Origin of the sequence: Nocardioides flavescens (genome assembly GCF_009823805.1) — a bacterium.
Lineage (GTDB): Bacteria > Actinomycetota > Actinomycetes > Propionibacteriales > Nocardioidaceae > Nocardioides > Nocardioides flavescens.
In genome coordinates, this window is sequence record NZ_WUEK01000014.1 from 116,921 (window position 1) to 140,131 (window position 23,211).

23 protein-coding genes are annotated in these 23,211 nt (G+C 72.5%); 14 read left to right on the plus strand and 9 right to left on the minus strand.

What is annotated here, in order from left to right:
* The first annotated feature begins 40 nt into the window (after positions 1-40).
* A complete protein-coding gene (locus tag GRQ65_RS19500) occupies positions 41-709 on the plus strand; it encodes an ElyC/SanA/YdcF family protein (RefSeq protein ID WP_160879661.1) in 669 nt (222 codons plus the stop codon).
* A gap of 10 nt (positions 710-719) precedes the next feature.
* On the opposite strand, the gene GRQ65_RS19505 is transcribed toward GRQ65_RS19500, so the two are convergent.
* The 3 genes from GRQ65_RS19505 to GRQ65_RS19515 form a co-directional block, all read right to left on the minus strand.
* Positions 720-1,154 carry an SRPBCC family protein gene (locus tag GRQ65_RS19505; protein ID WP_160879696.1) on the minus strand — a complete coding sequence of 145 codons (435 nt, stop codon included), beginning with the start codon at positions 1,152-1,154 and terminating at the stop codon, positions 720-722.
* 10 nt (positions 1,155-1,164) lie between these two features.
* On the minus strand, positions 1,165-1,959 hold the full coding sequence (locus tag GRQ65_RS19510) for a sigma-70 family RNA polymerase sigma factor (RefSeq protein ID WP_160879662.1): 795 nt from the start codon (positions 1,957-1,959) through the stop codon (positions 1,165-1,167).
* A gap of 132 nt (positions 1,960-2,091) precedes the next feature.
* A complete protein-coding gene (locus GRQ65_RS19515) occupies positions 2,092-2,388 on the minus strand; it encodes a hypothetical protein (RefSeq protein WP_160879663.1) in 297 nt (98 codons plus the stop codon).
* Positions 2,389-2,691: 303 nt separating this feature from the next.
* Between GRQ65_RS19515 and pstC the strand changes: the two genes are divergently transcribed.
* The 8 genes from pstC to GRQ65_RS19555 all read left to right on the plus strand — a co-directional run bounded on the left by pstC (position 2,692) and on the right by GRQ65_RS19555 (position 13,656).
* The gene (pstC, locus tag GRQ65_RS19520; protein ID WP_337191897.1) at positions 2,692-3,702 is read left to right on the plus strand and encodes a phosphate ABC transporter permease subunit PstC; all 1,011 of its coding nucleotides are present in this window, start codon (positions 2,692-2,694) and stop codon (positions 3,700-3,702) included.
* A complete protein-coding gene (gene pstA, locus GRQ65_RS19525) occupies positions 3,702-4,904 on the plus strand; it encodes a phosphate ABC transporter permease PstA (RefSeq protein ID WP_160879664.1) in 1,203 nt (400 codons plus the stop codon). Before pstC ends, pstA begins: the two co-directional genes overlap by 1 nt.
* Positions 4,901-6,589, plus strand: a complete 1,689-nt coding sequence (locus tag GRQ65_RS19530) for a phosphate ABC transporter substrate-binding protein PstS (protein ID WP_337191898.1) — start codon at positions 4,901-4,903, stop codon at positions 6,587-6,589. The genes pstA and GRQ65_RS19530 overlap by 4 nt, the downstream gene beginning before the upstream one ends.
* Positions 6,589-9,309, plus strand: a complete 2,721-nt coding sequence (locus tag GRQ65_RS19535) for a hypothetical protein (RefSeq protein ID WP_160879665.1) — start codon at positions 6,589-6,591, stop codon at positions 9,307-9,309. The genes GRQ65_RS19530 and GRQ65_RS19535 overlap by 1 nt, the downstream gene beginning before the upstream one ends.
* Positions 9,306-10,283: a sortase domain-containing protein gene (locus GRQ65_RS19540; RefSeq protein WP_160879666.1), complete on the plus strand. Its 978-nt coding sequence runs from the start codon at positions 9,306-9,308 to the stop codon at positions 10,281-10,283. Before GRQ65_RS19535 ends, GRQ65_RS19540 begins: the two co-directional genes overlap by 4 nt.
* A 107-nt stretch (positions 10,284-10,390) precedes the next feature.
* Entirely contained in the window at positions 10,391-11,980 is a 1,590-nt protein-coding gene (locus GRQ65_RS19545) for a PstS family phosphate ABC transporter substrate-binding protein (protein WP_160879667.1), read from the plus strand.
* Between the two features lie 142 nt (positions 11,981-12,122).
* Complete coding sequence (locus tag GRQ65_RS19550) at positions 12,123-12,926, plus strand: phosphate ABC transporter ATP-binding protein (RefSeq protein ID WP_439331872.1); 804 nt, start codon at positions 12,123-12,125, stop codon at positions 12,924-12,926.
* 4 nt (positions 12,927-12,930) lie between these two features.
* On the plus strand, positions 12,931-13,656 hold the full coding sequence (locus tag GRQ65_RS19555) for a lytic murein transglycosylase (protein WP_160879669.1): 726 nt from the start codon (positions 12,931-12,933) through the stop codon (positions 13,654-13,656).
* On the opposite strand, the gene nhaA is transcribed toward GRQ65_RS19555, so the two are convergent.
* Positions 13,653-14,960, minus strand: a complete 1,308-nt coding sequence (gene nhaA / locus GRQ65_RS19560; protein ID WP_337191900.1) for a Na+/H+ antiporter NhaA — start codon at positions 14,958-14,960, stop codon at positions 13,653-13,655. The two genes, GRQ65_RS19555 and nhaA, sit on opposite strands and share 4 nt — an antisense overlap.
* A gap of 90 nt (positions 14,961-15,050) precedes the next feature.
* Here nhaA and GRQ65_RS19565 point away from each other — a divergent pair, with 90 nt between their 5' ends.
* The 4 genes from GRQ65_RS19565 to GRQ65_RS19580 are packed head-to-tail and all read left to right on the plus strand — an operon-like array spanning position 15,051 to position 18,464.
* Entirely contained in the window at positions 15,051-15,629 is a 579-nt protein-coding gene (locus GRQ65_RS19565; protein WP_160879670.1) for a hypothetical protein, read from the plus strand.
* Positions 15,626-16,735 (plus strand): transcriptional regulator, encoded by a 1,110-nt coding sequence (locus GRQ65_RS19570; protein WP_160879671.1) that lies wholly within the window; start codon positions 15,626-15,628, stop codon positions 16,733-16,735. Before GRQ65_RS19565 ends, GRQ65_RS19570 begins: the two co-directional genes overlap by 4 nt.
* A gap of 2 nt (positions 16,736-16,737) precedes the next feature.
* On the plus strand, positions 16,738-17,634 hold the full coding sequence (locus GRQ65_RS19575) for an ATP-binding cassette domain-containing protein (RefSeq protein ID WP_160879672.1): 897 nt from the start codon (positions 16,738-16,740) through the stop codon (positions 17,632-17,634).
* Positions 17,631-18,464 (plus strand): DUF2705 family protein, encoded by an 834-nt coding sequence (locus GRQ65_RS19580; protein WP_202388380.1) that lies wholly within the window; start codon positions 17,631-17,633, stop codon positions 18,462-18,464. Before GRQ65_RS19575 ends, GRQ65_RS19580 begins: the two co-directional genes overlap by 4 nt.
* Here the strand turns inward: GRQ65_RS19580 and GRQ65_RS19585 are convergent, their stop codons facing one another.
* On the minus strand, positions 18,465-19,277 hold the full coding sequence (locus GRQ65_RS19585) for an alpha/beta fold hydrolase (RefSeq protein WP_202388381.1): 813 nt from the start codon (positions 19,275-19,277) through the stop codon (positions 18,465-18,467).
* Between the two features lie 39 nt (positions 19,278-19,316).
* On the opposite strand from GRQ65_RS19585, the gene GRQ65_RS19590 reads away from it, so the two are divergent.
* Positions 19,317-20,363, plus strand: a complete 1,047-nt coding sequence (locus tag GRQ65_RS19590) for an NAD-dependent epimerase/dehydratase family protein (RefSeq protein ID WP_160879673.1) — start codon at positions 19,317-19,319, stop codon at positions 20,361-20,363.
* On the opposite strand, the gene GRQ65_RS23065 is transcribed toward GRQ65_RS19590, so the two are convergent.
* The 4 genes from GRQ65_RS23065 to GRQ65_RS19610 are packed head-to-tail and all read right to left on the minus strand — an operon-like array spanning position 20,360 to position 22,912.
* Complete coding sequence (locus tag GRQ65_RS23065) at positions 20,360-20,914, minus strand: hypothetical protein (RefSeq protein WP_237448551.1); 555 nt, start codon at positions 20,912-20,914, stop codon at positions 20,360-20,362. The genes GRQ65_RS19590 and GRQ65_RS23065 overlap by 4 nt on opposite strands.
* 34 nt (positions 20,915-20,948) lie before the next feature.
* Positions 20,949-21,167 (minus strand): cold shock domain-containing protein, encoded by a 219-nt coding sequence (locus GRQ65_RS19600; protein ID WP_160879675.1) that lies wholly within the window; start codon positions 21,165-21,167, stop codon positions 20,949-20,951.
* Positions 21,168-21,203: 36 nt separating this feature from the next.
* A complete protein-coding gene (locus tag GRQ65_RS19605) occupies positions 21,204-21,482 on the minus strand; it encodes a hypothetical protein (RefSeq protein ID WP_160879676.1) in 279 nt (92 codons plus the stop codon).
* A gap of 26 nt (positions 21,483-21,508) precedes the next feature.
* Entirely contained in the window at positions 21,509-22,912 is a 1,404-nt protein-coding gene (locus GRQ65_RS19610) for a hypothetical protein (RefSeq protein ID WP_160879677.1), read from the minus strand.
* Between the last annotated feature and the right edge of the window lie 299 nt (positions 22,913-23,211).

The following is a 23,211-nucleotide window of genomic DNA, read 5'->3' on the forward strand; positions in this document are numbered from 1 at the left end:
GTCGTGCGTCCGCGGTCGGCCTCCCGGTGGACACTGAGCCGTGACGTCCGACGAACACCACCTCGACACGATCGCGGCGTGGCTGGCGCTGGAGGATCCCGAACCCGACCACGTCGACCTGCTGCTGCTGTTCGGCGGGTCCTTGCCCACGGCGTGGGACGGCGTGGTCGAGGCGGTCGGCCGGGGGAGCGTGGGCCGGTTGATGGTCGTGGGAGGCCGCGGCCACACCACGGACGTGCTGCAGTCCATCGTCGGGGGCCGTGACGACGAGGCCGAGGCCGACATGGTGGCGCGCCACCTCGCGCGCCGAGGTGTCACCGACGTCCTCCTCGAGCGGGAGTCGACCAACTGCGGGGAGAACGTCGCGCGGGCCAAGGCGGTGGCCGAGGAGCACGGTCTGTCACCGCGGACGGTCGGGCTCGTCCAGGACCCCACGATGCAGCGGCGGATGGATGCGGTGTTCAGGCTCGTGTGGCCCGAGGCCCGGGCGGTCAACCGTCCGGGCCCGGACGGCCGCGACACCTGGCCGCGCGAGCGCTGGGTGCAGCTCGTCGTGGGCGAGGTGCCCCGCCTGCGCGACGACGCCGGCGGCTACGGCCCGCGCGGAGCCGGGTTCCTGGCGCACGTCGACGTGCCTGCCGAGGTCGAGGCCGCGCACGCGGCCCTGCTGCGGTCGCACCCCGACTGGGGACGACCGGCGCGGTCCTGACCCGGCCGGCTCAGCCTCGCCCGAGTCCCCGGAGCTCGTCCTCCAGCGTGCTGGCGACCTGGTCACCCAGGATCTTCAGCCCGGGCGGCAGCAGGGGAGTGGCCAGTTTGGCGAGGCCGACGGGGTGGAACTCCGCGCGGTAGTGCACGGCCGTGCCGCCCTCCGGGGTCCGCTCGAACCGGATGGTGTCGAGGAGCTTCACGGAGCCGGCGTCGCCCTCGAGCTGGAGGAGGGCGTCCTCCTCCCGCTGGAGGACGGTGTAGTCGATCTCCTGCGTGCTCCCGAGCATCTTCGTGACGGTGTGGTAGGTCGTGCCGACGCCGCCGTCGCCCGCGGTGCGGGTGGTGGAGACGGTGGGCGGGTCCCACCGCTCGGTGCTCGTGGAGTCGGCCATGAAGGCGAATACCGTGTCGACCGGGGTGTCGACCGTGACGGTGCGCTCGATGGCGGGAACGTCAGCCCTCCAGGTGACGGCGCAGGTCGCGCAGGATCCGCGACTGCAGCCGCGAGACCTGCATCTGGGTGATGCCGAGCGCCTCGCCGATCTCGGCCTGGGTGCGGTCCTCGAAGAACCGCATCCGCACGATCTCGCGGTCGCGCTCGGACAGGTGCGGCAGCGCCTCCTGCAACAGGGCGACGGCGTCGACCTGGTCGATCTCGGTCTCGTCGGTGATGGAGAGCGTGTCGCCGACGGTCAAGGTGTCCTGGCCCGCGAGCGGGCGGTCGAGCGAGGCGGGGGTGAAGGTGCCGAACGCCGCCACGGCCTCGCGCAGCTGCGCCGGGGTGCAGCCGACGTGGCTGCACAGCTCGTCGTCCGACGGCTCGCGGCCGAGCTCCTGGGCCAGGGTCTCGACGCCGCGGTTGATGCGCCACTGCATCTCCTGGATGCGGCGGGGCGGTCGCACCGTCCAGCCGTGGTCGCGGAAGTGGCGCTGGATCTCGCCGCGGATCGTCGGCACGGCGTACGTCAGCAGGTCCGGGCGCACCGTCGGGTCGAACTTGCGGACCGCCTTGATCAGTCCCTCGTACGCCGTCTGCTCGAGGTCGTCGGACGAGAGGCCGCGGTTGCGGTAGCGGGCGGCGACCGCCTCGGCGACGCCGCGGTTGAGGAGGATCACCTCGTCGAGCAGCCGGTTGCGCTCGACCTCGTCGTCGGACGCGTGGGCGGCGAGGAGCAGGTCGTGGGTCAGGCGGCTGCGCTCCGCCCGGCTGCTCGTCTGACGAGCCGTGCGGATCGGGGTGACGGTCATCGGCGTACCTCCGCGGTGGGGCCCCTCCCGGACCGGGGCCGTCTGTCACACCGTTAGCCAGGGCGGTGGAGGCCTACGTCCACCTCTGGGGGTGAAAGTCCGGTCGGGCTTGTCAGCGGACGGGGTTGCGCCTCAGCGTGCGCGGCAGGGCGGCTCGCCGCCGACGGGCACACCGGGGAACGCCTGCTCGAGCGTCTGGTCGGGGACCTGCTCGGGCACGAGCCCGCGCATGGGCGGGAAGGGCTGCACCCGGAAGTCGCCCGAGCGTCCCGTCCACACCAGGGCCAGCACGGCCTGGCCGCTCCGGTCGAGGACCCACTCCTCACGGCGGCGGATGCCGCAGCGCCGGCAGGCGTCGTGCGCCCACGCGTGGGCGTCGGGCAGTCCGCGGCGCCGGCTGCCGTCGGCCCGCATCGACCTGCTGCTCACGGCGCGAAACTAGGCAGCGGCGGGGAACGACGGGCGACGACCGGGCGACGTGTCGGGGGCCGGTGGTGGCGCCGTCGGTGAACGGCGAGCGACCGCCCGGAGTCGGCGTCACGGCGCGGGTCACCCGGGGTGACCCGTTCGGGCCATGCCGCCGGTCGTTCCCCTGACCCGTTGGTCGCGCGGGAAACGGTTGTTCGCTCCGCGTTCACCACCGCCGCAGGTTTCGTTCCGGCGCCCTCCTCACAGTTCGGGACGACCCGCGCGGCACCCGTCCGCGCGCCCGGACACCCGCTGAGAGAACACGTGACCACCATCCCGACGCCTGAGGCCGAGCTGGCCCAGGTGAGCCCGCGACGCCTGTCGCGCGCCTCCACCGGCGCGGACGCGGTCTTCACCGCGAGCGCGCGCACCATCGGCGCCTCGGTGCTGGTGATCACCGGTGGCGTGGGCGCCTTCCTGGCCTGGCAGGCCTACCCGACGCTGCGCCGCTACGGCTGGAGCTTCTTCACCGAGAGCCAGTGGCAGCCCGACCAGGACGTCATCGGCATCGCCGCCGTGCTGTGCGGCACGGTCTCGGTCGCGCTCGTCGCGATGTTCTTCGCGTTCCCGCTCGCGCTGCTCACCGCGCTCTACATCAGCGAGTACGCCCCCGCCCGGATCAAGTCGACGCTGGTCGCGCTGATCGACCTGATGGCCGCGGTGCCCTCGATCGTGTACGGGCTCTGGGGCTTCTTCCTGATCATGCCGCACGCCGCCGAGCTCGCCCTGTGGCTGCAGCGCCACCTCGGCTGGATCCCGATCTTCCAGGTCGCCGACACCGACCCGAACGCCGCCACCTGGGACGCCACGCGCTACGTCTCCAGCGCCTTCTGCGCCGGCATCGCGGTCTCGATGATGGTGATGCCGATGGCGTGCGCGGTCATGCGCCAGGTGTTCTCGCAGACCCCGCCCGGCGAGAAGGAGGCGGCGCTGGCCCTCGGCGCCACCAAGTGGGGGATGGTCACCTCCGTCGTGCTGCCGTTCGGTCGCGGCGGGATCATCGGCGGCACGATGCTCGGCCTGGGCCGCGCGCTCGGCGAGACCATCGCGGTCGTCCTGATCGTGTCGCCGGCCTTCGAGGTCAAGCCCCGCATCCTCGAGGTCGGCACCTCGACGGTCAGCTCCCTCATCGCGGGCCGCTTCGGCGAGGCCAGCACCTCCCAGCTGTCCGCGCTGCTCGCCGCCGGCTTCGTGCTCTTCCTCATCACGCTCGTGGTCAACACCGGCGCCGCCGTCGTCGTCAACCGCAGCCGCTCCGGGGCGGGGGTCGACTGATGACCGTCACGCCCTCCACGACCCCCTCCACCACCCAGCCCCCGACGTACGACGTCGCGCCGCCGCCCGCCACGATCCTCCCGTCGTACGACGAGGACGCGGCGCCGGTCGTCCCGCGCCTGGGCCTCGGCAAGGCCAGCCCCGACGAGCGCTTCGCCAAGGTCGGCTCCTGGGTGGCCGGGCTCGGCCTCGCCTGGGTCGTCACGCAGCGGCTGCTGCCGCTCGACGGGCTGCCGTGGCTGCTCATCGCGTGGTTCGTCCTCGGGGTCGCCGTCAGTGCCGTCACCGCAGGGATGACCGGCGGGCGCATCGAGGTCAAGGACCGGGTCGCCGAGTCCCTGGTGACCGGTGCGGCGCTGCTGGTCGGCGCCGCGGTGGTCAGCACGGTGGTCTTCGTGGCCCTGCGGGGCTGGCGCCCGCTGCTGCACCTGAACTTCTGGACCGACGACATGAGCGGGGTCGGGCCCAAGGACGGCTTCGACACCGGCGGCGTCGTGCACGCCATCACCGGGTCGGCGATCGAGCTCGGCATCGCGCTGCTCATCACGCTGCCGCTCGGCATCGGCACCGCCGTCTTCATGACCGAGGTCGGCGGGAAGTTCGCCCGCATCGTGCGCACCGTCGTCGAGGCGATGACCGCGCTGCCCTCGATCGTGGCCGGCCTGTTCGTCTACACCGTCTTCATCATCGCCCTGGGCCAGCCGCGCTCCGGCCTGGCCGCCGGCCTGGCGATCTCGGTGATGATCCTGCCGATCATCGCCCGCGCCTCCGACGTGGTGCTGCGGGTCGTGCCGGGCGGCCTGCGCGAGGCGAGCCTCGCGCTCGGCGCCAGCCGCTGGCGCACCGTGTGGCACGTCGTGCTGCCGACCGCGCGCCCCGGCCTCGCGACCGCGGTGATCCTCGGCGTCGCCCGCGGCGTGGGGGAGACCAGCCCGGTGCTGCTGACCTCGGGCGCCGCGGCGTTCCTGGTCACCAACCCCACCGACGGCGTCATGAACTCGCTGCCGCTCTTCATCTACTCCAACGTGCGCAGCGGGGAGCCGGTCGCCATCGAGCGCGCCTTCGCCGCCGCCACCGCCCTCTTGATCCTCGTGCTGATCCTCTTCACCCTCGCCCGCGTGCTCGCCCGCCCGCGCGGCAACCGCCCACCGCTGCGCAGCCGTCTGGCCCGCCGCCGCCCGTCCGACCTGGAGTCCCGGTGACCCGCCGCACCCGCATCCGCGCCCTGCTCAGCCTGCTCGTCGCGGCCGCCTGCCTGATCGCCCCCGTGGGGTTCGCCGCCGCGAGCACGGTGGGGCCCGCCACCCCAGCCCTGCGCACGACGTACGCCCAGATCGAGGGCACCGGCTCGACCTGGTCGGAGCTGATCGTCCAGCAGTGGATCGCCGACGTCGACGCCAACGGCATGAAGGTCGTCTACACCGGCGGCGGCTCGTCGAAGGGCCGCAAGGACTTCGCGCAGGGCAGCACCGACTTCGCGATCTCCGAGATCCCCTACCAGGGCACCGACGAGCAGGGGAACGCCGACACGAGCAACGGCCGGCAGTTCGCCTACCTGCCGATCGTCGCGGGTGGCACGGCCTTCACCTACCAGCTCAAGATCGGCGGCCAGCAGGTCAAGAACCTGCGCCTGTCCGGCGAGACGATCGCCAAGATCTTCACCAACCAGATCACCAACTGGAACGACCCGGCGATCGCCGCGGACAACAACGGCCGCGCCTTCCCGTCGCTGCCGATCACGCCCGTCGTCCGCTCCGACGGCTCGGGCACCACGGCGCAGTTCACGCTCTGGATGGACAAGTCGTACCCGAGCATCTGGCGGCCGTTCTACGGCAAGTCCGGGCTCACGTCGTACTACCCCCGTCAGGGCCGCGCGATCGGCCAGGCCGGCTCCGACCAGGTCATGAACACCATCGCCGGGTTCGCCGGCAACGGGACGATCGGCTACGTCGAGTACTCCTACCCGCTCAACAAGGACTACCCGGTCGTCAAGGTGCTCAACAAGGCGGGCTACTACGTCGAGCCGACGCAGTACAACACCGCGGTCGCGCTCACCAAGGCCCAGATCAACCAGGACCCCAACAGCCCGCTCTACCTGACGCAGATCCTCGACAACGTCTACACGAACGCCGACCCGCGGGCCTACCCGATCTCCAGCTACAGCTACATGATCATCCCGACGGGCTCGACCGACCCGCGCATGACGACGGCCAAGCGGCAGACGCTCGCCGACTTCATGTACTACTCGCTGTGCGCCGGGCAGACCAAGGCCGGTCCCTACGGCTACAGCCCGCTGCCGCTCAACCTGGTGCAGGCCGGCTTCGACCAGATCGCCAAGCTCAAGACGGCTGATCCGGCGGTCGACCTGACCTCGCGCGACGTGAAGTCCTGCAACAACCCGACCTTCGACGGCAAGAACCTGTCGAAGAACAAGCTGGCGCAGATCGCCCCGCAGCCCGCGGCGTGCGACAAGACCGGCGCGGGCCCGTGCGGCTACGACACCGGCACCAACCAGCCCTCGACCGACGGGCAGCAGCCCACCGACGGCACCTCACAGGCGCCGGCGGCCGACGGGACGTCACCACCGACGGACACCGCTCCCGTGGTCGACTCGACGACAGGCGAAGTCGTCCAGGCCGCACCGGTCGACCCGGCTGCTCCGGCGGCCGACACCGGCACCACGACGACGGACACGACCGGCACGACCGCGACTCAGCCGCAGGCCGCCGCCGCGGACTTCCCGGTGCCGACCGAGCTCGCCGCCGCGCGCCCCGCGGACACCAAGACGTTCAGCTGGGTCGCGGCGCTGCTCCTCGTCGCGCTCGTCCTGATGCCCGGCGTGATGGCCACCAAGCTGCGCCGCCGGCCTGTGCGACGGGGGCAGTGATGGACCGCCGCCTCGCCCTGACCCTCGCGTTCATCGTCAGCACCGTCACCACCCTGACGGGGCTCGGGCTCGCGGTCCTGCCTGCGCAGGCAGACCCGGTCCAGCGCGCCTCGGACTCATCGTTCACCACGACGAAGACGCTGACGCGCACCTTCGTCAACGACGACGGCAGCACCTACGAGTTCCCGGCCAACACCGTCACGGTGGAGGCGTCGCAGACCAAGGAGCTGCGCGGACGTCAGCGGATCCAGATCAGCTGGACCGGCGCGCAGCCCAGCGGCGGCCGCGCCTCCAACCCTTACGGCGAGAAGGGACTCCAGCAGGAGTACCCCGTCGTCATCCTGCAGTGCCGCGGTACCGACGACACCAGCCTGCCCCTCGACCAGCAGGTGCGCCCGGAGACCTGCTGGACCGGCTCGGTCGCTCAGCGCTCGCAGATCGCGAGGTCCGACGGCGAGGCGTCGTGGATCCACGACGCCGCCGCCGACCCCTCGCAGAAGGCACGCATCTCCGGGATGGACCCGTTCCCGAGTGACCAGTGCCCGACTGCGGACGCGGCCGAGCTCTACACACACCTGACGCCGTTCGTCGCCGCTTCTGGCAAGGTCTATGCAGCGTGCGACAGCGCGCACATGCCGCCCGAGGCAGCGGTCGGCGCAGCCTTCCCCCCCGCCGAGATCGCGGCCTTCACCGACGAGAGCGGCGCCGGCTCGGTGCAGTTCGAGGTGCGCAGCGACGTCGAGAACGAGTCGCTGGGCTGCAACGACAAGACAGCCTGCTCCATCGTCGTCATCCCGATCAACGGGATCTCCTGCGACGCCCCCGCCATCCCGGCCTCGGTCTCCGACTCTGCGTGCCGGAAGGGCGGTCAGTTCGCTCCGGGCACCAGCAACTTCGCCAACCAGGGCGTCGACCAGGCCGTGTCGCCGGCCCTGTGGTGGTCGGCTTCCAACTGGGCGAACCGGTTGAGCATCCCGATCACCATGGGCCTGCCGCCCGACACCTGCGACGTGCTCGACCCCCGTCCGCCGACGGGCTTCTACGGCTCAGAGCTGATGGCGCAGGCGGGCCTGCAGTGGTCGCCGGCGTACTGCCTGGACAAGAAGCGTTTCAAGTTCCAGCTCAACCAGATGTCGGACGCGGCCGGCTGGAACCTCATGGAGAGCGGCGGCGGCGTCGCGGCCTTCGTGTCCTCGGCGCACAAGCGGACCGGGTCCGAGCCGGTCGGCATGGCGCCGACCGCCGTCACTGGTTTCGCGATCGGCTACAACATCGACCGCCCCGACAACGCCGGGGAGTACGGCGACCTGAAGTTGACCCCGCGCCTGGTCGCCAAGCTGCTGACGCAGTCCTACCTGGGTTCCGACCTGGGCCGGGGACACCCCGGAATGGCGGCGAACCCGCTGGCCATGATGAATGACCCCGAGTTCCAGCAGCTGAACCCCGGTCTCAGCCAGACAACTCAGGAGGCCGGAGCAGCTCTGCTGTCACTGTCGAACGAGTCAGACATCGTCGATCAGCTCACAGACTGGATCGCGCAGGACCGCAAGGCGATGGACTTCGTCGACGGCAAGCCCGACCCGTGGGGCATGGTCGTCAACCCGGCGTACAAGAAGATCAAGCTGCCGCGTGAGGAGTGGCCGCTGCTGGACACCTTCGTGCCGCAGACCTCTGACACGTGCAAGCAGAACACCGCCACCGTCTACTTCACCCAGCTGGCGGCGCCGGTGACCGCCCTGCGCAAGGTCTCGGACGCCCTGCTCGACGGCTGGCCCAACGTGCAGACCAAGTGCGAGTTCGACCCCACCACGAACACCTTCAAACAGAGCAGGGTCGACCGGCAGACCTACGGGTCCCGGTTCATGCTCGGCGTCATCAGCCTCGGGGACGCGGCGCGCTACGGGATCAAGACCGCGGCGCTGCAGGCAAAGGAGGGAACCTTCGTCACGCCGAACAAGGGTTCGCTGGCCGCTGCCGTCGACCTGATGCAGCAGGAGGCGCCGGCGACAGGCGGCAAGGGCGGCAAGGGTGGCAACGGGTCGGAGGCCAGCCAGTCCGATCCGGCAGCGCGCCTCGCGCCCACCGCGGACCCGAAGCCCCCGACGGGTGCCGTGCTCGACGCACTGACGCGCGCCTACACGCTCGACCAGGCCGACGTACGCCGGTCGAAGAAGGCCTACCCCGGCACGATGGTCGTCTACACCGCGGCCAAGCTGCGTGAGCTCGAGAAGGCCGACGCCGCCAAGGTGGCGTTGTTCATCCGGACGGCGACGACCGAGGGGCAGCAGGAGGGGGCGGGCAACGGCGAGCTGCCGGCCGGCTTCCTGCCGGTGCGCAGGACCGGCGCCACCGGCAAGCTCTACCGCACCGCGCAGGACGTCGCCGACGCCGTCGAGGCCCAGGTCCCGGCCCCGAGCGAGGAGCCGTCGCCGACGGAGCAGGCGAGCACCCCGCCGGTCGACACCTCGACCGGTGTCGACACCGGGTCGGTCACCGAGGTCCCCAGCGGCGACGTGCCGACGGACCAGCCGGTCGAGGCCGTGCCGACCTCGGCGGCGCCGACCGTCGTGGCCGAGCCGGTCGCGATGCCACCCACGCAGGCGGTGAGCTCCGAGCTCGGCAACCGCGCCGTGCCGGTCCTGCTCGTGCTCGGTCTGCTCGGCATGGCCCTCACCACGGCCGTCCGCCTGTTCGTCCGTCCGAGGGGTCCGCTGTCATGACTGCGACCATCCCCGACCGCGAGGGCACCGAGGCTTCGGTCACCGCGCCGCAGGCTCCGGCCCCCACGCCGGCGCGCCGCCGTCGGGCGACCCCGACGCCGGCCCCGTCCCTCGCCCGCCCGCCCCGCCCCGGCGACGACCTGTGGACCGTGGTCTCGGCCGGCGGCGCCATGGTCGCGCTGGTGTGCCTCTGGGTGCTCGCGCAGGTGCTGTTCCTCAGCGGCCTGTCCCAGGCCCGCTCGCAGGACCTGCTCTACAGCGAGCTGCGCACGAGCATCGCCGGCGACCCCAACATCGTCGCCCCGGTCGGGCCGACGGTGCCGGTCGGCGACCCGGTGGCTCTGCTGTCGATCCCGCGCCTCGGCGTCTCCCAGGTCGTCGTCGAGGGCACGTCGTCCGCCGACACGCTCGCCGGCCCCGGCCACCTGCGCCGCACGGTCCTGCCCGGCCAGACCGGCACCTCCGTCGTGATGGGCCGGGCCGCGACGTACGGCGCGCCGTTCGCCGAGATCGGCGAGCTGCGCCCCGGCGACACCATCGACGTGACGATGGCGCAGGGGAGCGTGACCTACGAGGTCGTCGACGTACGACGTGCTGGCGACCCGCTGCCCCAGCCGCTGCCGGCCGGCCAGAGCCGTCTGGTGCTCGCCACCGCGACGGGCTCCGGCCCGCTGGCGGCGCTCACCCCCGGCGACGTGCTCTACGTCGACGCCGACGCCCCGAAGGGGTTCAACCCGCCGTCGGGCCTGCCGACCGCGGTGCCCGAGTCCGAGCAGCTGATGCAGAACGACCCGGGGGTCTACCCCTTGCTCGCACTGCACCTCGCGCTGCTCCTGGCGGTGACGCTCGGGATCGTCGCCGCCCGTCAGCGCTGGTCCGCACCCCTGGTGTGGATCGTCGCGACCCCCGTCGCCCTGGCCCTGGCCTGGTCGACCACCGACGTGGTCATGCGGCTCCTGCCCAACGTGGTCTGAGCCGCCTGCCCGCACGCACCACCCGCACCATCCCGCACCATCCCGCACCAGAAACCACCGCACCACCCACCCGGCCGCTCTCGGCCTCGTCCTTGGAGAGACTCCAGATGCGCATTCGCTCCTTCCTCGGTGGCATCGCCGCCACCGCGGTGACCGCGTCGGTCCTGACGCTCACCGGCACCGCGGCCTTCGCCGAGGCCACCGACCCGCAGCCCGACGACACCAGCACGGCAGTCCCCACGGCCGCTCAGCTGCTCGGCGCCGGGTCGGACACCACCCAGCACGCGGTCAAGCTTGTCTCGGACGCCTACAACGCCACCAACCCCAGCGCCTCGATCTTCACCTACGCGGCGTGCGCGACCCCGACGACCTGTGGCCAGGTGACCCTGCCCGACGGGACCAAGATCACCCGGCCGAACGGCTCGGGAGGCGGCAAGCGCCTGCTCTACGGCGCGAACAACAACGTACAGATCGACTTCGCGCGCTCCTCCTCTCCGCTGAACGACACTGAGATCGCCGGGCAGCTGCAGGCGTTCCCCTACGCTCTCGACACCCTGGTCATGGTCACGTCGAAGAGCGTCGCCTCCAACGCGCCGGCTTCCCTGACGCCCGCTCAGATCGTGGACATCTACGAGGGCGACATCACCAACTGGAGCCAGCTCGGCGGCACGCCGGGTGTCATCAAGCCCTACATCCCGCAGACCAACTCCGGCACCCGGGACTTCTTCACCGCTCAGCTCGCAGTCGCCAACAACGGCGTGCCGGTGAGCCTCGCCGGGTCGGTCACCCCGACCCAGGAGCACAACCCGGCTGACATCCAGAACGACCCCAACGCCATTGCACCGTTCTCCGAGGGCCGCGCCAACCTCGCCGGCACCGTCCGCGTCGAGGGCGGCTTCGCTGCCAACCGTGCGGTCTACAACGTCGTGCGTCAGGCCGACGTCGCCAAGCCCGAGTTCACCGCCGCGTTCGGCAGCAACGGGTACTTCTGCTCGGCGGCCGCGAAGCCGCTCATCGAGCAGGCCGGCTTCAAGCAGCTCTTCCGCCCGACCCAGGGCGGGGTGTGCGGCGCCGCGACCCAGGCGCAGACCACGAACTTCACCGTCGCCCAGGTCGCTACGAAGACCGGCGTGACCGTCACCAGCGTGGCTCCCTCCTCGGCTCGCATCGTCGCGACCGTGACCGGCTCGACCGCCCCCAGCGGCACCGTCGCCTTCTACGAGGGTTCCACCCTGCTCGCCTCGGGCGTCCCGCTGAGCTCCGGCCAGGCCGTCCGCGTGCAGCCGACGACCCCGGGTACGCACACCTACCGCGCCGTCTTCACCCCGGCCGCCAACACCGCGTTCACCACCTCCGAGGGCACCGGCGCCGGCGTCGTCTCCGCGACCGCCACGAAGGTCGCCTCGAGCATCTCGGCGAAGTTCCCGAAGAAGGCCAAGGCCGGCAAGAAGGTCAAGGGCACGGTCACCGTCACGCTGGCCGGCTCCAGCGCCAAGGCCTCCGGCGTGGTCACCGTGACCCTCGGCAAGAAGACCGTCGGCAAGGGAACGCTGTCGAACGGCGTCGCCAAGGTGACGCTGAAGAAGCTCAAGCCCGGCAAGAACAAGCTGACGATCACCTGGGCGGGCGACAACAACGGCAACGCCAGCACGGCGAAGGCGACCATCAAGGTCGTCAAGGTCGTCAAGAAGAAGTAGCACCCGCTCCACCCCAGCACCACCCTGCCCGGCCCGGGCGAGCCGACGTGCTCGCCCGGGCCCGGGCGGTCCAGATCCAGAGACGAGCACCGGAGACACCGTGACCAGCACCCCGACGCAGGACGAGACCGCCACCGACCTGCTGCCCGCCGTACCCGCCGACGCGCCCGCCCTGGCCCAGCTCGAGGCCGTCGGCGTGACCGCGTGGTTCGGTCAGCGCAAGGTGCTCGACCGGGTCTCGCTGACCATGCCCGCCGGCGGCATCACCGCCCTGATCGGCCCGTCCGGCTGCGGCAAGTCGACCTTCCTGCGCATCCTCAACCGGATGCACGAGCTCGTGCCCTCGGCCGCGCTGGCCGGCGAGGTGCTGCTCGACGGCGAGGACATCTACGACCCCGAGCGCCGACTCATCGACGCGCGCCGCGCGATCGGCATGGTGTTCCAGAAGCCCAACCCGTTCCCCGCGATGTCCATCCGCGAGAACGTCCTCGCCGGGCTCAAGCTCACCGGCACCAAGGCCTCCCGGTCCGAGCGCGACGCGCTCGTCGAGTCCTGCCTGACCCGCGCCGGTCTGTGGACCGAGGTGCGCGACCGCCTCGACGCGCCCGGTGGCGGTCTCTCCGGCGGTCAGCAGCAGCGTCTGTGCATCGCCCGCTCGCTCGCGGTCAAGCCGCGCGTGCTGCTCATGGACGAGCCCTGCTCGGCGCTCGACCCGACCTCGACCCGCGTGATCGAGGAGACGATGGTCGAGCTGGCCCGCGAGGTCACCATCGTCATCGTCACCCACAACATGCAGCAGGCGGCGCGCGTCTCCGACACCTGTGCGTTCTTCCTCGCCGCCCACGGCACACCCGGCGTGATCGTCGAGCACGGCCGCACCGACGCGATGTTCGGCAGCCCTCAGGACGAGCGCACGTCGGACTACGTCAACGGCCGCTTCGGCTGAGCGGGTGAGGTTCCGCTCCGTCCTGCTCGTCGCGGTCGGCCTGGCCGTGCTCAGCGCCGTCGCCTGGCTCGGTCAGCAGCGCACGGTGACCTCCGACCCCGTGCTGCTGACCTCGGGTCCGCCGGCCGACGTCGCCCCCGCGGCCGCTCCCGAGCCCGGTCCGACGTCGCGCTCGGCCTCGCGCACTCCGGTGGCGCCGGCGGCAGCCGACCCCGCCTGGGTCCGCCGTACGGCGCTCGCGGCGGGCATCCCTGAGCCCGCCGTGGCGGCGTACGCCCGGGCGACGCTCGGTGCGCCCGAGGGCTGCGACCTCGGCTGGACGACGCTGGCCGGCATCGGCTGGGTCGAGTCGCACCACGCCACCATCGACGGGCGGACGGTGGGCGCCGACGGCCGACCCTCGACGCCCATCGTCGGGCCCGCGCTCGACGGCACGGGCCCGGTGGCGGCGATCCCCGTCGACGGGGCGTGGGACCGCGCCACGGGTCCGATGCAGTTCATCACCTCGACCTGGCAGCAGTGGGGCCGCGACGGGGACGGCGACGGGGTCGCCGACCCGCAGGACCTCGACGACGCGGCGGCCGCTGCGGCGGCGTACCTGTGCGGCACCGGCTACGACCTGACCACCGCTGCCGGGTGGACGGCGGCGGTGCGGGCCTACAACCACAGCGACGCCTACGTGCTCGCCGTGCACTCGGCCGCGACGACGTACGCCGAGCGCACTCGCTAGCCGCGCTCGCGCTGGTAGACGTCGGGCACGCCGTCGCCGTCGTCGTCGCGGGCCTCCTCCTCGCACAGTCGGCGGTAGACGCGGTTGCGCCCGCGCAGCACGACCGTGGCCAGCAGCGCCGCGACGATCGAGCCGCACAGGACGCCGACCTTGACGTGGTCGTCCTGCGGCGTGCCGGCGCCGAAGGCGAGCTCGCCGATCAGCAGCGAGACGGTGAAGCCGATCCCGCCCAGCAGGGACAGGCCGATGACGTCGACCCACGACAGGTCGTCGTCGAGGTCGGCGCGGGTGAAGCGCGCGAGGAGGTACGTCGAGCCGCTGATGCCGACCGCCTTGCCGACGACGAGGCCGCAGACGATGCCGATCGCGATCGGGTCGCGCAGCGCGTCGAGGAACCCGCTGAGCCCGCCGACGGTGACCCCGGCCGCGAAGAAGGCGAAGACCGGGACGGCGAAGCCCGCCGAGAGCGGACGGAAGACGTGCTCGAAGTGCTCGGCGAGGCCGGGGCCGTCCCCGGGCGCGCGGCGTACGACGGGTACGGCGAAGCCGAGCAGGACGCCCGCGACCGTGGCGTGGACGCCGGACTCGTGCACGAGCACCCAGGTCAGGGCGGCGAGGGGGAGCAGGAGCCACCACGAGCGGACGCGGCGCTGCACCAGGACCGTGAACGCCGCGAGCGGCACGAGGGCGAGCGCCAGGTAGGACAGCTGGAGCGTGTCGGTGTAGAAGAACGCGATCACGGTGATCGCGAGCAGGTCGTCGACGATCGCGAGCGTCAGCAGGAAGGTGCGCAGCCCCGTCGGCAGGTGGGTGCTGATCACCGCGAGCACGGCTACGGCGAAGGCGATGTCGGTGGCCGTGGGGATCGCCCAGCCCGCGAGGTCGGCCCGGCTGCCGGCGTTCCACGCGACGAAGACGAGGGCGGGCACCGCCATGCCGCCGACCGCGGCCGCCACCGGCAGCGCGGCCCGGCGGGGGTCGCGCAGGTCGCCGGCGACGAACTCGCGCTTGAGCTCGAGGCCGGCGACGAAGAAGAAGATCGCCAGCAGGCCGTCGGCGGCCCAGGTGCCGAGGCTCAGGTCGAGGTGGAGGCCGAGGGGCAGTGAGCTCGGGCCGACGACGGTGTCGCGCAGCCCGGCGTACGACGAGGCCCAGGGCGAGTTGGCCCAGACCAGCGCGACCGCGGCGCCGATCATGAGCAGCACGCCGCCGGTGGTCTCGGCGCGCAGCACCTCGGCGATGCGGGTGGCCTCGGGGAAGCTGCCGCGGCCGAAGAGGCGGTGGCGGAGGGTGGTGTCGGGCACGGGGCTCCTCAGGAGTCGTGGGGTCGGCAGCAGACTGCCGACCAGACTTCCCGGCGCACCGGTGTCCACCCTAGCGAGCATCATGGAGGGATGGCGCGACACCGTGGGGTCTGGTTCCCGGGGCTGGTCCTGCTCGCGACGCTCGCGCTGCTGGTGGCCGCGGTCGTGGTCGGCGGGCCGCAGTTCGACGACAAGGGGTGGGGCGTCCGACTCGTCGCCTACCCGGCGCTGATGCTCGTCGCCCCACTGGTCTGGGCGCTCGCGCGCCGGTCCGGGCCGCCGCCGTACGCCGCGTTCGGGCTGATCATGCTGCCGTTCCTCTCCGACACCGCGGCGAACTGGCTCGACCTGTTCCGCTCGGTCGGCTGGTGGGACGACGCGAGCCACTTCGCCCACTGGGCGCTGCTCAGCGCGGGGCTCGGGCTGCTCGTCGCGCCGTCGGTCCGCCCGCGGTGGGTCCTCGTGCCGCTGGTCGCGGGCACCGGGTCGGTGCTCGCGCTGGCGTGGGAGCTGGGGGAGTACGCCCTGTTCATCCGCACCGGCAAGGAGGCGGGTGGTGCCTACCGCGACACCCTCGGCGACGAGACCCTCGGCACCCTCGGGTCGCTGTTGGCGGGGTTCGTCGTGGCCTGGTGGGCGACCCGCCGCTCTGTAGCGTCTTCGAGGTGACGCCGTTCCGCCGCTGGTGCGTGGTCGCCCTCGGCACCCTGCTGCTAATCGGCGTGCCGATCGGGCTGCGCGCCCTGCCCGCGGCCGAGAGCGACGTCAGCGCCTCCGCGCTGCTGGAGCGCGTGCGCGCGTCGCAGGACGCCGGGTGGTCGGGCTACGTCGAGACCGAGGGCACCCTGCAGCTCCCTGACGCCGACCAGTTCAGCGACGTCGGTGCGCTGTTCGGGGAGGGCACGGTGCTGCGCGCGTGGTGGCGCGACGCCGACCACTGGCGCGTCGACCAGCTGCTGCTCACCGGTGAGCGCGACCTGATCCACGACGGTGGGCGCACGACCGCCTGGGACTACGAGCGCGCCGAGGCGACGGTGAGCCGCGACCCCGACATCCGGCTGCCGCGCAGCGCCGACCTGGTGCCGCCCGAGCTGGCCCGCCGCTTCCTCGACGGGGTCGGCGACGGCGACGTCAGCCGGCTCGACGCGCGTCGCGTCGCCGGGGTCAGCGCGCCCGGGCTGCGGATCGTGCCGTCCTCGGAGCTCTCCAGCATCGACCACGTCGACCTGTGGGCCGACCCGGACACCGGGGTGCCGCTGCGCGTCGAGGTCTACGCCGGCAGCGGCAAGCCGGCGTTCACGAGCACGTTCGAGGAGTTCGACGGCGCGCGGCCCCCCGCCGCCGACGTGGACTTCACGGCAACGCCGAGCAGCGACGTGGAGTACGACGACGTGCTCGACATCGCCGACGCGGCCAACCAGTATGCCCCGGTGCGCCCGCCGCGCACCGTCGCCGGGCTGGCGAAGAGCGAGTCCTCCGACCGCGCGGTCGGGGTCTACGGAGAGGGGCTGACCCAGGTGATCGCCATCCCGCTGCGCGACCGCGAGGCCGACGCGCTGCGCGACCAGCTCGCGGTGACCCCCGGGGTCGAGCGCACCGACGGCACCGAGGACGGCCCCGGCCGCACCCTGGTGACCGTCGGCCCGCTCGGCGTCGTGCTGACCGGCACCGAGGGCGAGGGCGGCTGGCTGCTGGCCGGCACGCTGAACCGCGACGGACTGGTGCGCGCCGCCGACGACGTCGTGCGCGGCTTCCGCTACGTCGGGCGGGGCTGACGGTGATCCGCACCCACGGGCTGACCAAGGCCTACGGCGCCATCACGGCCGTCGACGGGCTCGACCTCGACGTGCGCGAGGGCGACGTCTACGGCTTCCTCGGCGCCAACGGCTCGGGCAAGACCACGACCGTGCGGATGCTGCTCGGGCTGGTGCTCGCGACCTCCGGCACCGCCGAGGTGCTCGGCGAGGAGATGCCGAAGGCGGCGCGCCACGTGCTGCCGCAGGTGGGCGCGATGGTCGAGGGGCCGGCGGCGTACGACCACCTGTCGGGGCGCCGCAACCTCGCCCTCGTCGACGCCTCGGGCCCCGGCGGTGCGCGGTCGAGCCGCAAGGCCCGGATCGCCGAGACCCTCGAACGGGTCGGGCTCGGCCACGTCGACGACCGTCCCGTGGGCGCCTACTCCCTCGGCATGCGCCAGCGGCTCGGGCTGGCGAGCGCACTGCTCCGCCGTCCGCGGCTGCTGGTGCTCGACGAGCCGACCAACGGCCTGGACCCGCAGGGCATCCACGAGATCCGCGAGCTGCTGCTCGAGCTCAACCGGGAGGGCACGACGGTGTTCCTGTCCAGCCACCTGCTCGCCGAGATCGAGCAGCTGTGCACCCGGGTGGGGGTGCTGGCGCGCGGCCGTCTCGTCGTGCAGGCGCCCCTGGCCGAGCTGCGCGGGCCGACCGGGCGGGTCGCGGTGCACACCCCCGACGTCGAGCTCGGCCGCTCGCTGCTCGACGGCACGCTGGAGGAGGTCGTGCACGACGACGACGGCCCGCGCCTTCTCGTGCGCGAGCCCGACCCCGCCGCGCTCAACGCCCGGCTCGTCGCCGCGGGTGTCCGCGTCACCGCGCTCGTGCCCGAACGCCGCCACCTCGAGGACGTCGTGCTGGAGGCGAGCCAGCCGTGACCGGGGCCCTGATCCGCGTCGAGCTCAGCAAGCTCGTGCGCAGCCGCCGCACCTGGGTGACGATCGCGCTCATCGACGCGCTGCCCACCCTCGTCGCCCTCCTCCTGGCCTGGACCGACCTCGGCCCGCGCCCGGGCACCGGGCCGGCGTTCCTCTCGGCCGTGCTGACCGACGGCACGCTCTTCCCGCTCGCCGCGCTGGCGATCGTGCTGCCGCTGTTCCTGCCCATCGCAGTGGCGATCACCGCGGGCGAGGCGATCGCGGGGGAGGCCCAGCAGGGGACGCTGCGCTACCTGCTCGTGCGACCCGTGGGCCGCACCCGGCTGCTCGTGGCCAAGCTGGTCGCGGTGATGGCGTTCGTGGTGCTGACCGTCCTCGTCGTCGCCGTGACGGCGTACGTGCTCGGCGTGCTGCTCCTCGGCAACGAGACGGTCACCGCCACCGGTCCCGCCACGAGCGTGTCCGGCTCGTCGATGTCGACCGCCGAGCTGCTCGGGCGCACCGGGCTCGCGCTCGGCTACGCGATGCTGTGCATGCTCTGCGTCGCCGCGATCGCGCTGTTCTTCTCCACGGTCGCCGACTCACCGCTCGGGGCCGCGCTCGGCACCCTCGCGATCCTCGTCGCCTCGACGCTGCTGATCACGCTCGACGCCGCCAACGCGGTGCAGCCCTACCTGCCGACCCGCTACTGGCTGGCCTTCGTCGACCTGTTCCGCGACCCGATCCTGTGGCGCGACGTGGTGCGCGGGGTCGTGCTGCAGGGCGTCTACGTCGTGGTGTTCCTCGGGGCCGGCTGGGCCAACTTCACGACCAAGGACGTCACCGACTGATCACCGGCTGATCTCGTCCGCGCACGTGCTGCTGCTCGGCACGTCGGGGCCGCCGGTGCCGAGCACGGAGGCGACCATCGCGATCACCGCCGGGGTGCGCGGGGCGTCGGGGTGCGAGACCGCGAGGCCGGGGCAGACGTCCTGCACCGAGAAGTCGAGCGCCCCGTCCAGCGCACCCGAGTCCGGCGGCACCACGGTGGCGTCGTCGGTGGTCCAGATCGAGACCCACCGAGGACCCGCCGGGGTCTCGTCGCCGGCGTTGAGCGTGCGCAGCAGGTCGGAGTCGGGCGCCAGCTGCTGGCAGGCCTCCGGACAGGCCCGGGAGCCGAGGGTGCCGGCGAGGGCGGCGAGGTCGGTGCCGTGCTGCGGCGAGACCAGCGTGACCGCGCGGCGGACGTGGGAGCCGCCGCCGAGCTCGGCGACGTACCACCGCACGACGACGCCGCCGGCGGAGTAGCCGACGAGGTCGACCGAGGCCGCCCCCGTGCTGTCCTGGACTCGCTCCGCCGCGTCGGCCAGGTCGGCCGCCTGCTGCCGCAGGTCGCCGGTGCCGTCGCCCTCGGGCCGCACGATCCGGGCGTCGCGCCCCTCGGCGCTCAGCTGGTCGGTGAGCACCTGCAGCGCGGCCGTCGAGCCGCCGTACCCCGGCACCAGCAGGACCGGCCCCGGATCGTCCTGGGCGACCGGCTCGACCGCGTCGTCCCCGCTCAGCACCACGCCGACCAGCGCGGCCACGACGACGCCGATCGCGAGTCCGAGCGAGCCGAGGACGAAGCGTCGACGGGCCGGTGACAGCGAGCGCAGCGGGGGCACCTCCCCAGTCTCTCCCACGCCTCAGGCAGGGTGGCGGGTGTGAAGGTGCTGCTCACCGGCTCGGCCGGGTTCATCGGTACGGCGATCGGCGAGGTCCTCGAGGCCGACGGGCACGAGGTCGTGCGCGTCGACATGATGCTGCCGATGGCCCACGGCTCGGCCACCCCGCCGCCGGGCACCCACCGCCTCGACGTGCGCGACGCCGCGCAGTGGACCGACCTGCTCGAGGGCGTCGACGCGGTCTGCCACCAGGCCGCCGTCGTCGGCGCCGGCGTCAAGGTCGCCGACCTGCCCGACTACGCCGGTCACAACGACCTCGGCACCGCGGTGCTCCTCGCCGCGATGCACGAGGCGGGCGTCGACCGGCTGGTGCTCGCCTCCTCGATGGTCGTCTACGGCGAGGGCCGCTACGCCTGCCCCGAGCACGGCGACCAGGCCCCGCCGCCCCGCGCGGTCGAGGCGCTCGAGTCAGGCGACTTCGAGAACCACTGCCCCGTCTGCGACGGACCCCTCGGCTGGGAGCTCGTCGACGAGGACGCGCGGCTCGACCCGCGCTCGTCGTACGCCGCGAGCAAGCTCGCCCAGGAGCACTACACCTCGGCCTGGGTGCGCCAGGCGGGCGCCTCGGCAGTGGCGCTGCGCTACCACAACGTCTACGGGCCGGGGATGCCCCGCGACACGCCGTACTCCGGGGTCGCGGCGATGTTCCGCTCCTCGCTCGAGCGCGGCCAGGCGCCGCAGGTCTACGAGGACGGCGGGCAGATGCGCGACTTCGTGCACGTCCACGACGTCGCCCGCGCCAACCTCGCCGCCCTCCGCGCCGTGGTCGACGAGCCCGCCGGCCGCTACGCCGCCTACAACGTCGCCTCCGGGCACCCGGTGACCATCCTCGACGTCGCCCGCCGCGTCGCCGACGGCCTGCCCGACTCGACCCCGGAGCCCGAGGTCACCGGCGGCTTCCGGCTCGGCGACGTGCGCCACGTCGTCGCCTCGCCCGCCCGCGCCGCCGCCGAGCTCGGCTTCCGCGCCGAGATCCTGCCCGACGCCGGGCTCGCGGCGTTCGCCACCGCTCCGCTGCGGGTCTAGGCCGCGCCTACGACCAGGACGAACGGCCGCTGTGGGCGCGGTTGACCGTCGTAGCGGACCCGGATCCGGCCGGGCGGGGTGCCGGCCGGGATCGTCAGCTCGGTGCGGAAGCCCGAGTCCCACCCTGCTGGCGTGAGGGGGCCGAGTTCCTCGGTGCCGCCGCCGGGGTAGGTGACGAGCAGCGTCACCGGGGGCAGGGGCCGCTCCTCGTCGACGCAGTTGCCGGTGTCGTTGCAGCCACTGCGGAAGAAGTGCCCGTAGAGGGTCACTGTCTCGCCAGTCGTGACGACGGGCGGTTCGGCGCCGAAGGTGCCGCGCGGCGGTTGGTCGTCGACGTACGGGCCGACGCAGGACGCGGAGGACGTCGCGGACGAGAGGCATGTCGCGTCGCATGCTGACGGCGCCAGGAATGCGAACGCCGCAGCGGCGATCAGGTGAGCTCGCACGGCGGTCCGACGCGTCTTGGCGTGCGTCGGTTCCGGCCGCTCTCGGCACAGCGCGAGCGTGATCTCGTCGCCGAGGTAGGAGGTTGTGAGGCTCGCAGCGCTCATCAACCCGATCACCGGTTCCCGAGATGCCCGGTTCCTAGGCGCGGATCCTGCGCGCCCGATGGTCGAAGCCGTCCTGGCCGGGATGCTCGACGTCGAGGTCGACGACCTGGCCCGGACGCAGCCTCCGGAAGACGTTCAGGTCACCGGTGTCGATGGCCGAGAAGTGCGCCCAGCAGCCGCCCGGGGTCTCCTCGCTGTCCAGCACACCCCACCCGAGGTCGTCGTGCCACTCGCGCACGGTTGCTCGCACCACAGGACCGACGGTAGGCCAGACCCGGACAGGACAGGGTCACCCCTGGTCGCACTCGGCCAATTGGGCGCGGACTTCCCTCGTCCACTCATGGAGCTCAGCGACCGCAGCGGGAGACCAACGCCTCAGCTGCGTGTCGAGGAGCGCCCGGTCCGCGTTCTCGCTGCATCCCAGCAGCTCTTGCAGCGCCGCCACCGTCTCTCCGTCGGCCGTGCGCATCACGAGGTCGACGACCTCGGGCAACCGCTGCGATGCGGTGGACAGGCCCTCGAGGATCTCGAGCCGGTCGATCAGGTGCTGACGTTCGTCCCCGCTCACCGGACGATCTTGCCGCACAGTCAGCGCTAGTCGAGGTCGATCTCGGTGCCGGGGTAGAGGTCGAGACCTGGTGGGGCGTCGATGATCATCCGGGCGTGGTGTGCGGGGATGGGTCGGGTGCCGGTGTGGTCGACGAGGTAGCCGAGGCCGTGGGGTGTGAGCCAGGCGTAGCGGCCTTGGCCTGATTGTCGTGCTTGGTAGCCGGCGTGGGTCTTCCACCGGTGGTGTCGGCGGCCGAGGGGGCCGGAGTTGTGGGTGCCGGTCTGCCCGGGTGGTCCTTGGGCTGTGTACGGGGTGGGGTGGTCGTAGTCGACGCGTCTGCTGACGTTGACGGCGTAGGGCCAGTAGTCGCCGCCGGTGGTGAGGTGCACCCGTTCCTTGAGGGCCTCGGGGTGTTCGTAGGCGGTGGTGCGGACGCGGTCGGCGAGGTCGATGACCGGCTTGATCGTGACCTTGCAGCCGGCGAGGAGGCTGGTGATACCGGTGATCGTGCTGGGGCCGAGCCCTTCGATGCGGGCGGCGGCGGGGGTGCCGTGGAGCGCGGCCTCGTGGAGGTGGACGTAGAGCACGGTGCGCGGGCGCAGCGGCTCGAGGTCGAGGTCGCGCAGGGCGTCGAGGAGGTCGGCGGGCATCGCGGTCGCTCGGGACGGCTCGGCTTCCTCGGCGTCGTGGTCGAACCGGGCGGGCTGCTGGTGCTCGACGAGGAGTGTGAAGAGCTCGGCGGGTCGGGCGAGCCACCCGAACGCGATCGACCTCAGCTCCTGGGCGCAGGCGTCGGGGTGCCTGGGTGCGATGAGCTCGACGACCCGGGTGAGGGTGGCGTCGATCCAGTGCGCGTCGCCGCCTTCGACCCTCGCGATGATGGTGCGGAGGCCGTGTTCGTCGGTGCGGGACATCCCGACGTAGCGGCGTCGGCGTTCGGCTTCGGCTCGTTCTTCGTGGAGGGCGGGGTCGGCCTCGATGATCTTGGCTTCGGCGACCGCGAGGACCCGGCCGCCGGCCTCGCGGGCGATGACCCGGGCGACCGCAGCATCGACGGTCCCGACACAATCGAGCGGCAGGTGCCGTGACAACTTCGCGACCCGGCGTGCGATGTTCACCTCCGCCTCGCCGCGGCGGACGACGGCCCAGGTCAGCGGGAGCCGGTGGCGCAGATCGAGCACATCAGCCAACGCGTTTGAGGTGGCCACCACTCCGGTGCCGCGGGCCATGGCGATCTCGCCGAGGCAGTGGTCCCGCACCCTGGGCGTCCCCTGCCCGCCGAGCTGGACCAGGGCGTCCCACTTACCGGTGGCGGGTCCGGTGTGCAGGTCGGCCCACGCGGCGAGGGTCTCGAGGTCTTCGACCTCGACCAGACGACGGACGCGCACGACCCGGGTCGCGGAGGCCAGCACGGCCTGCGCGAGGTCGTGGTCGAGGTGCTCCGTCATGAGTGAAACGCTAGAGGTCACCACCGACAGTCAGACCCCGTCGAGGCCATGGTTGACCACGATCCGAGACGGTAGGCAGAACAATTTCCGAGGGGCGGCTGGCAGTGGTTTCGAGACAGGACTTCGTCCTTCCTCAACCACCGGTTGGTCGGCTCCCGGACCGCCTTGGATGGGTCTCGGCGACGCTCGCCGGGGGTCGCTGCTCGACCACCGGATCGGCGTTCCACGAGAGTGGTTTCGAGACTGTGAGTCTGTTGCTGCAGCCCTGTTGGTGATGGGCTGTGGCTGGCGGGGGTGGG

Bases quoted from the DNA above. Each gene is read 5' to 3' on its own strand.
- GRQ65_RS19545 (WP_160879667.1), top strand. From the start codon at position 10,391: ATGCGCATTCGCTCCTTCCTCGGTGGCATCGCCGCCACCGCGGTGACC.
- pstA (WP_160879664.1), top strand. From the start codon at position 3,702: ATGACCGTCACGCCCTCCACGACCCCCTCCACCACCCAGCCCCCGACG.
- GRQ65_RS19535 (WP_160879665.1), top strand. From the start codon at position 6,589: ATGGACCGCCGCCTCGCCCTGACCCTCGCGTTCATCGTCAGCACCGTC.
- GRQ65_RS19565 (WP_160879670.1), top strand. From the start codon at position 15,051: ATGGCGCGACACCGTGGGGTCTGGTTCCCGGGGCTGGTCCTGCTCGCG.
- GRQ65_RS19610 (WP_160879677.1), bottom strand. From the start codon at position 22,912: ATGACGGAGCACCTCGACCACGACCTCGCGCAGGCCGTGCTGGCCTCC.
- GRQ65_RS23065 (WP_237448551.1), bottom strand. From the start codon at position 20,914: ATGAGCGCTGCGAGCCTCACAACCTCCTACCTCGGCGACGAGATCACG.
- GRQ65_RS19540 (WP_160879666.1), top strand. From the start codon at position 9,306: ATGACTGCGACCATCCCCGACCGCGAGGGCACCGAGGCTTCGGTCACC.
- GRQ65_RS19510 (WP_160879662.1), bottom strand. From the start codon at position 1,959: ATGACCGTCACCCCGATCCGCACGGCTCGTCAGACGAGCAGCCGGGCG.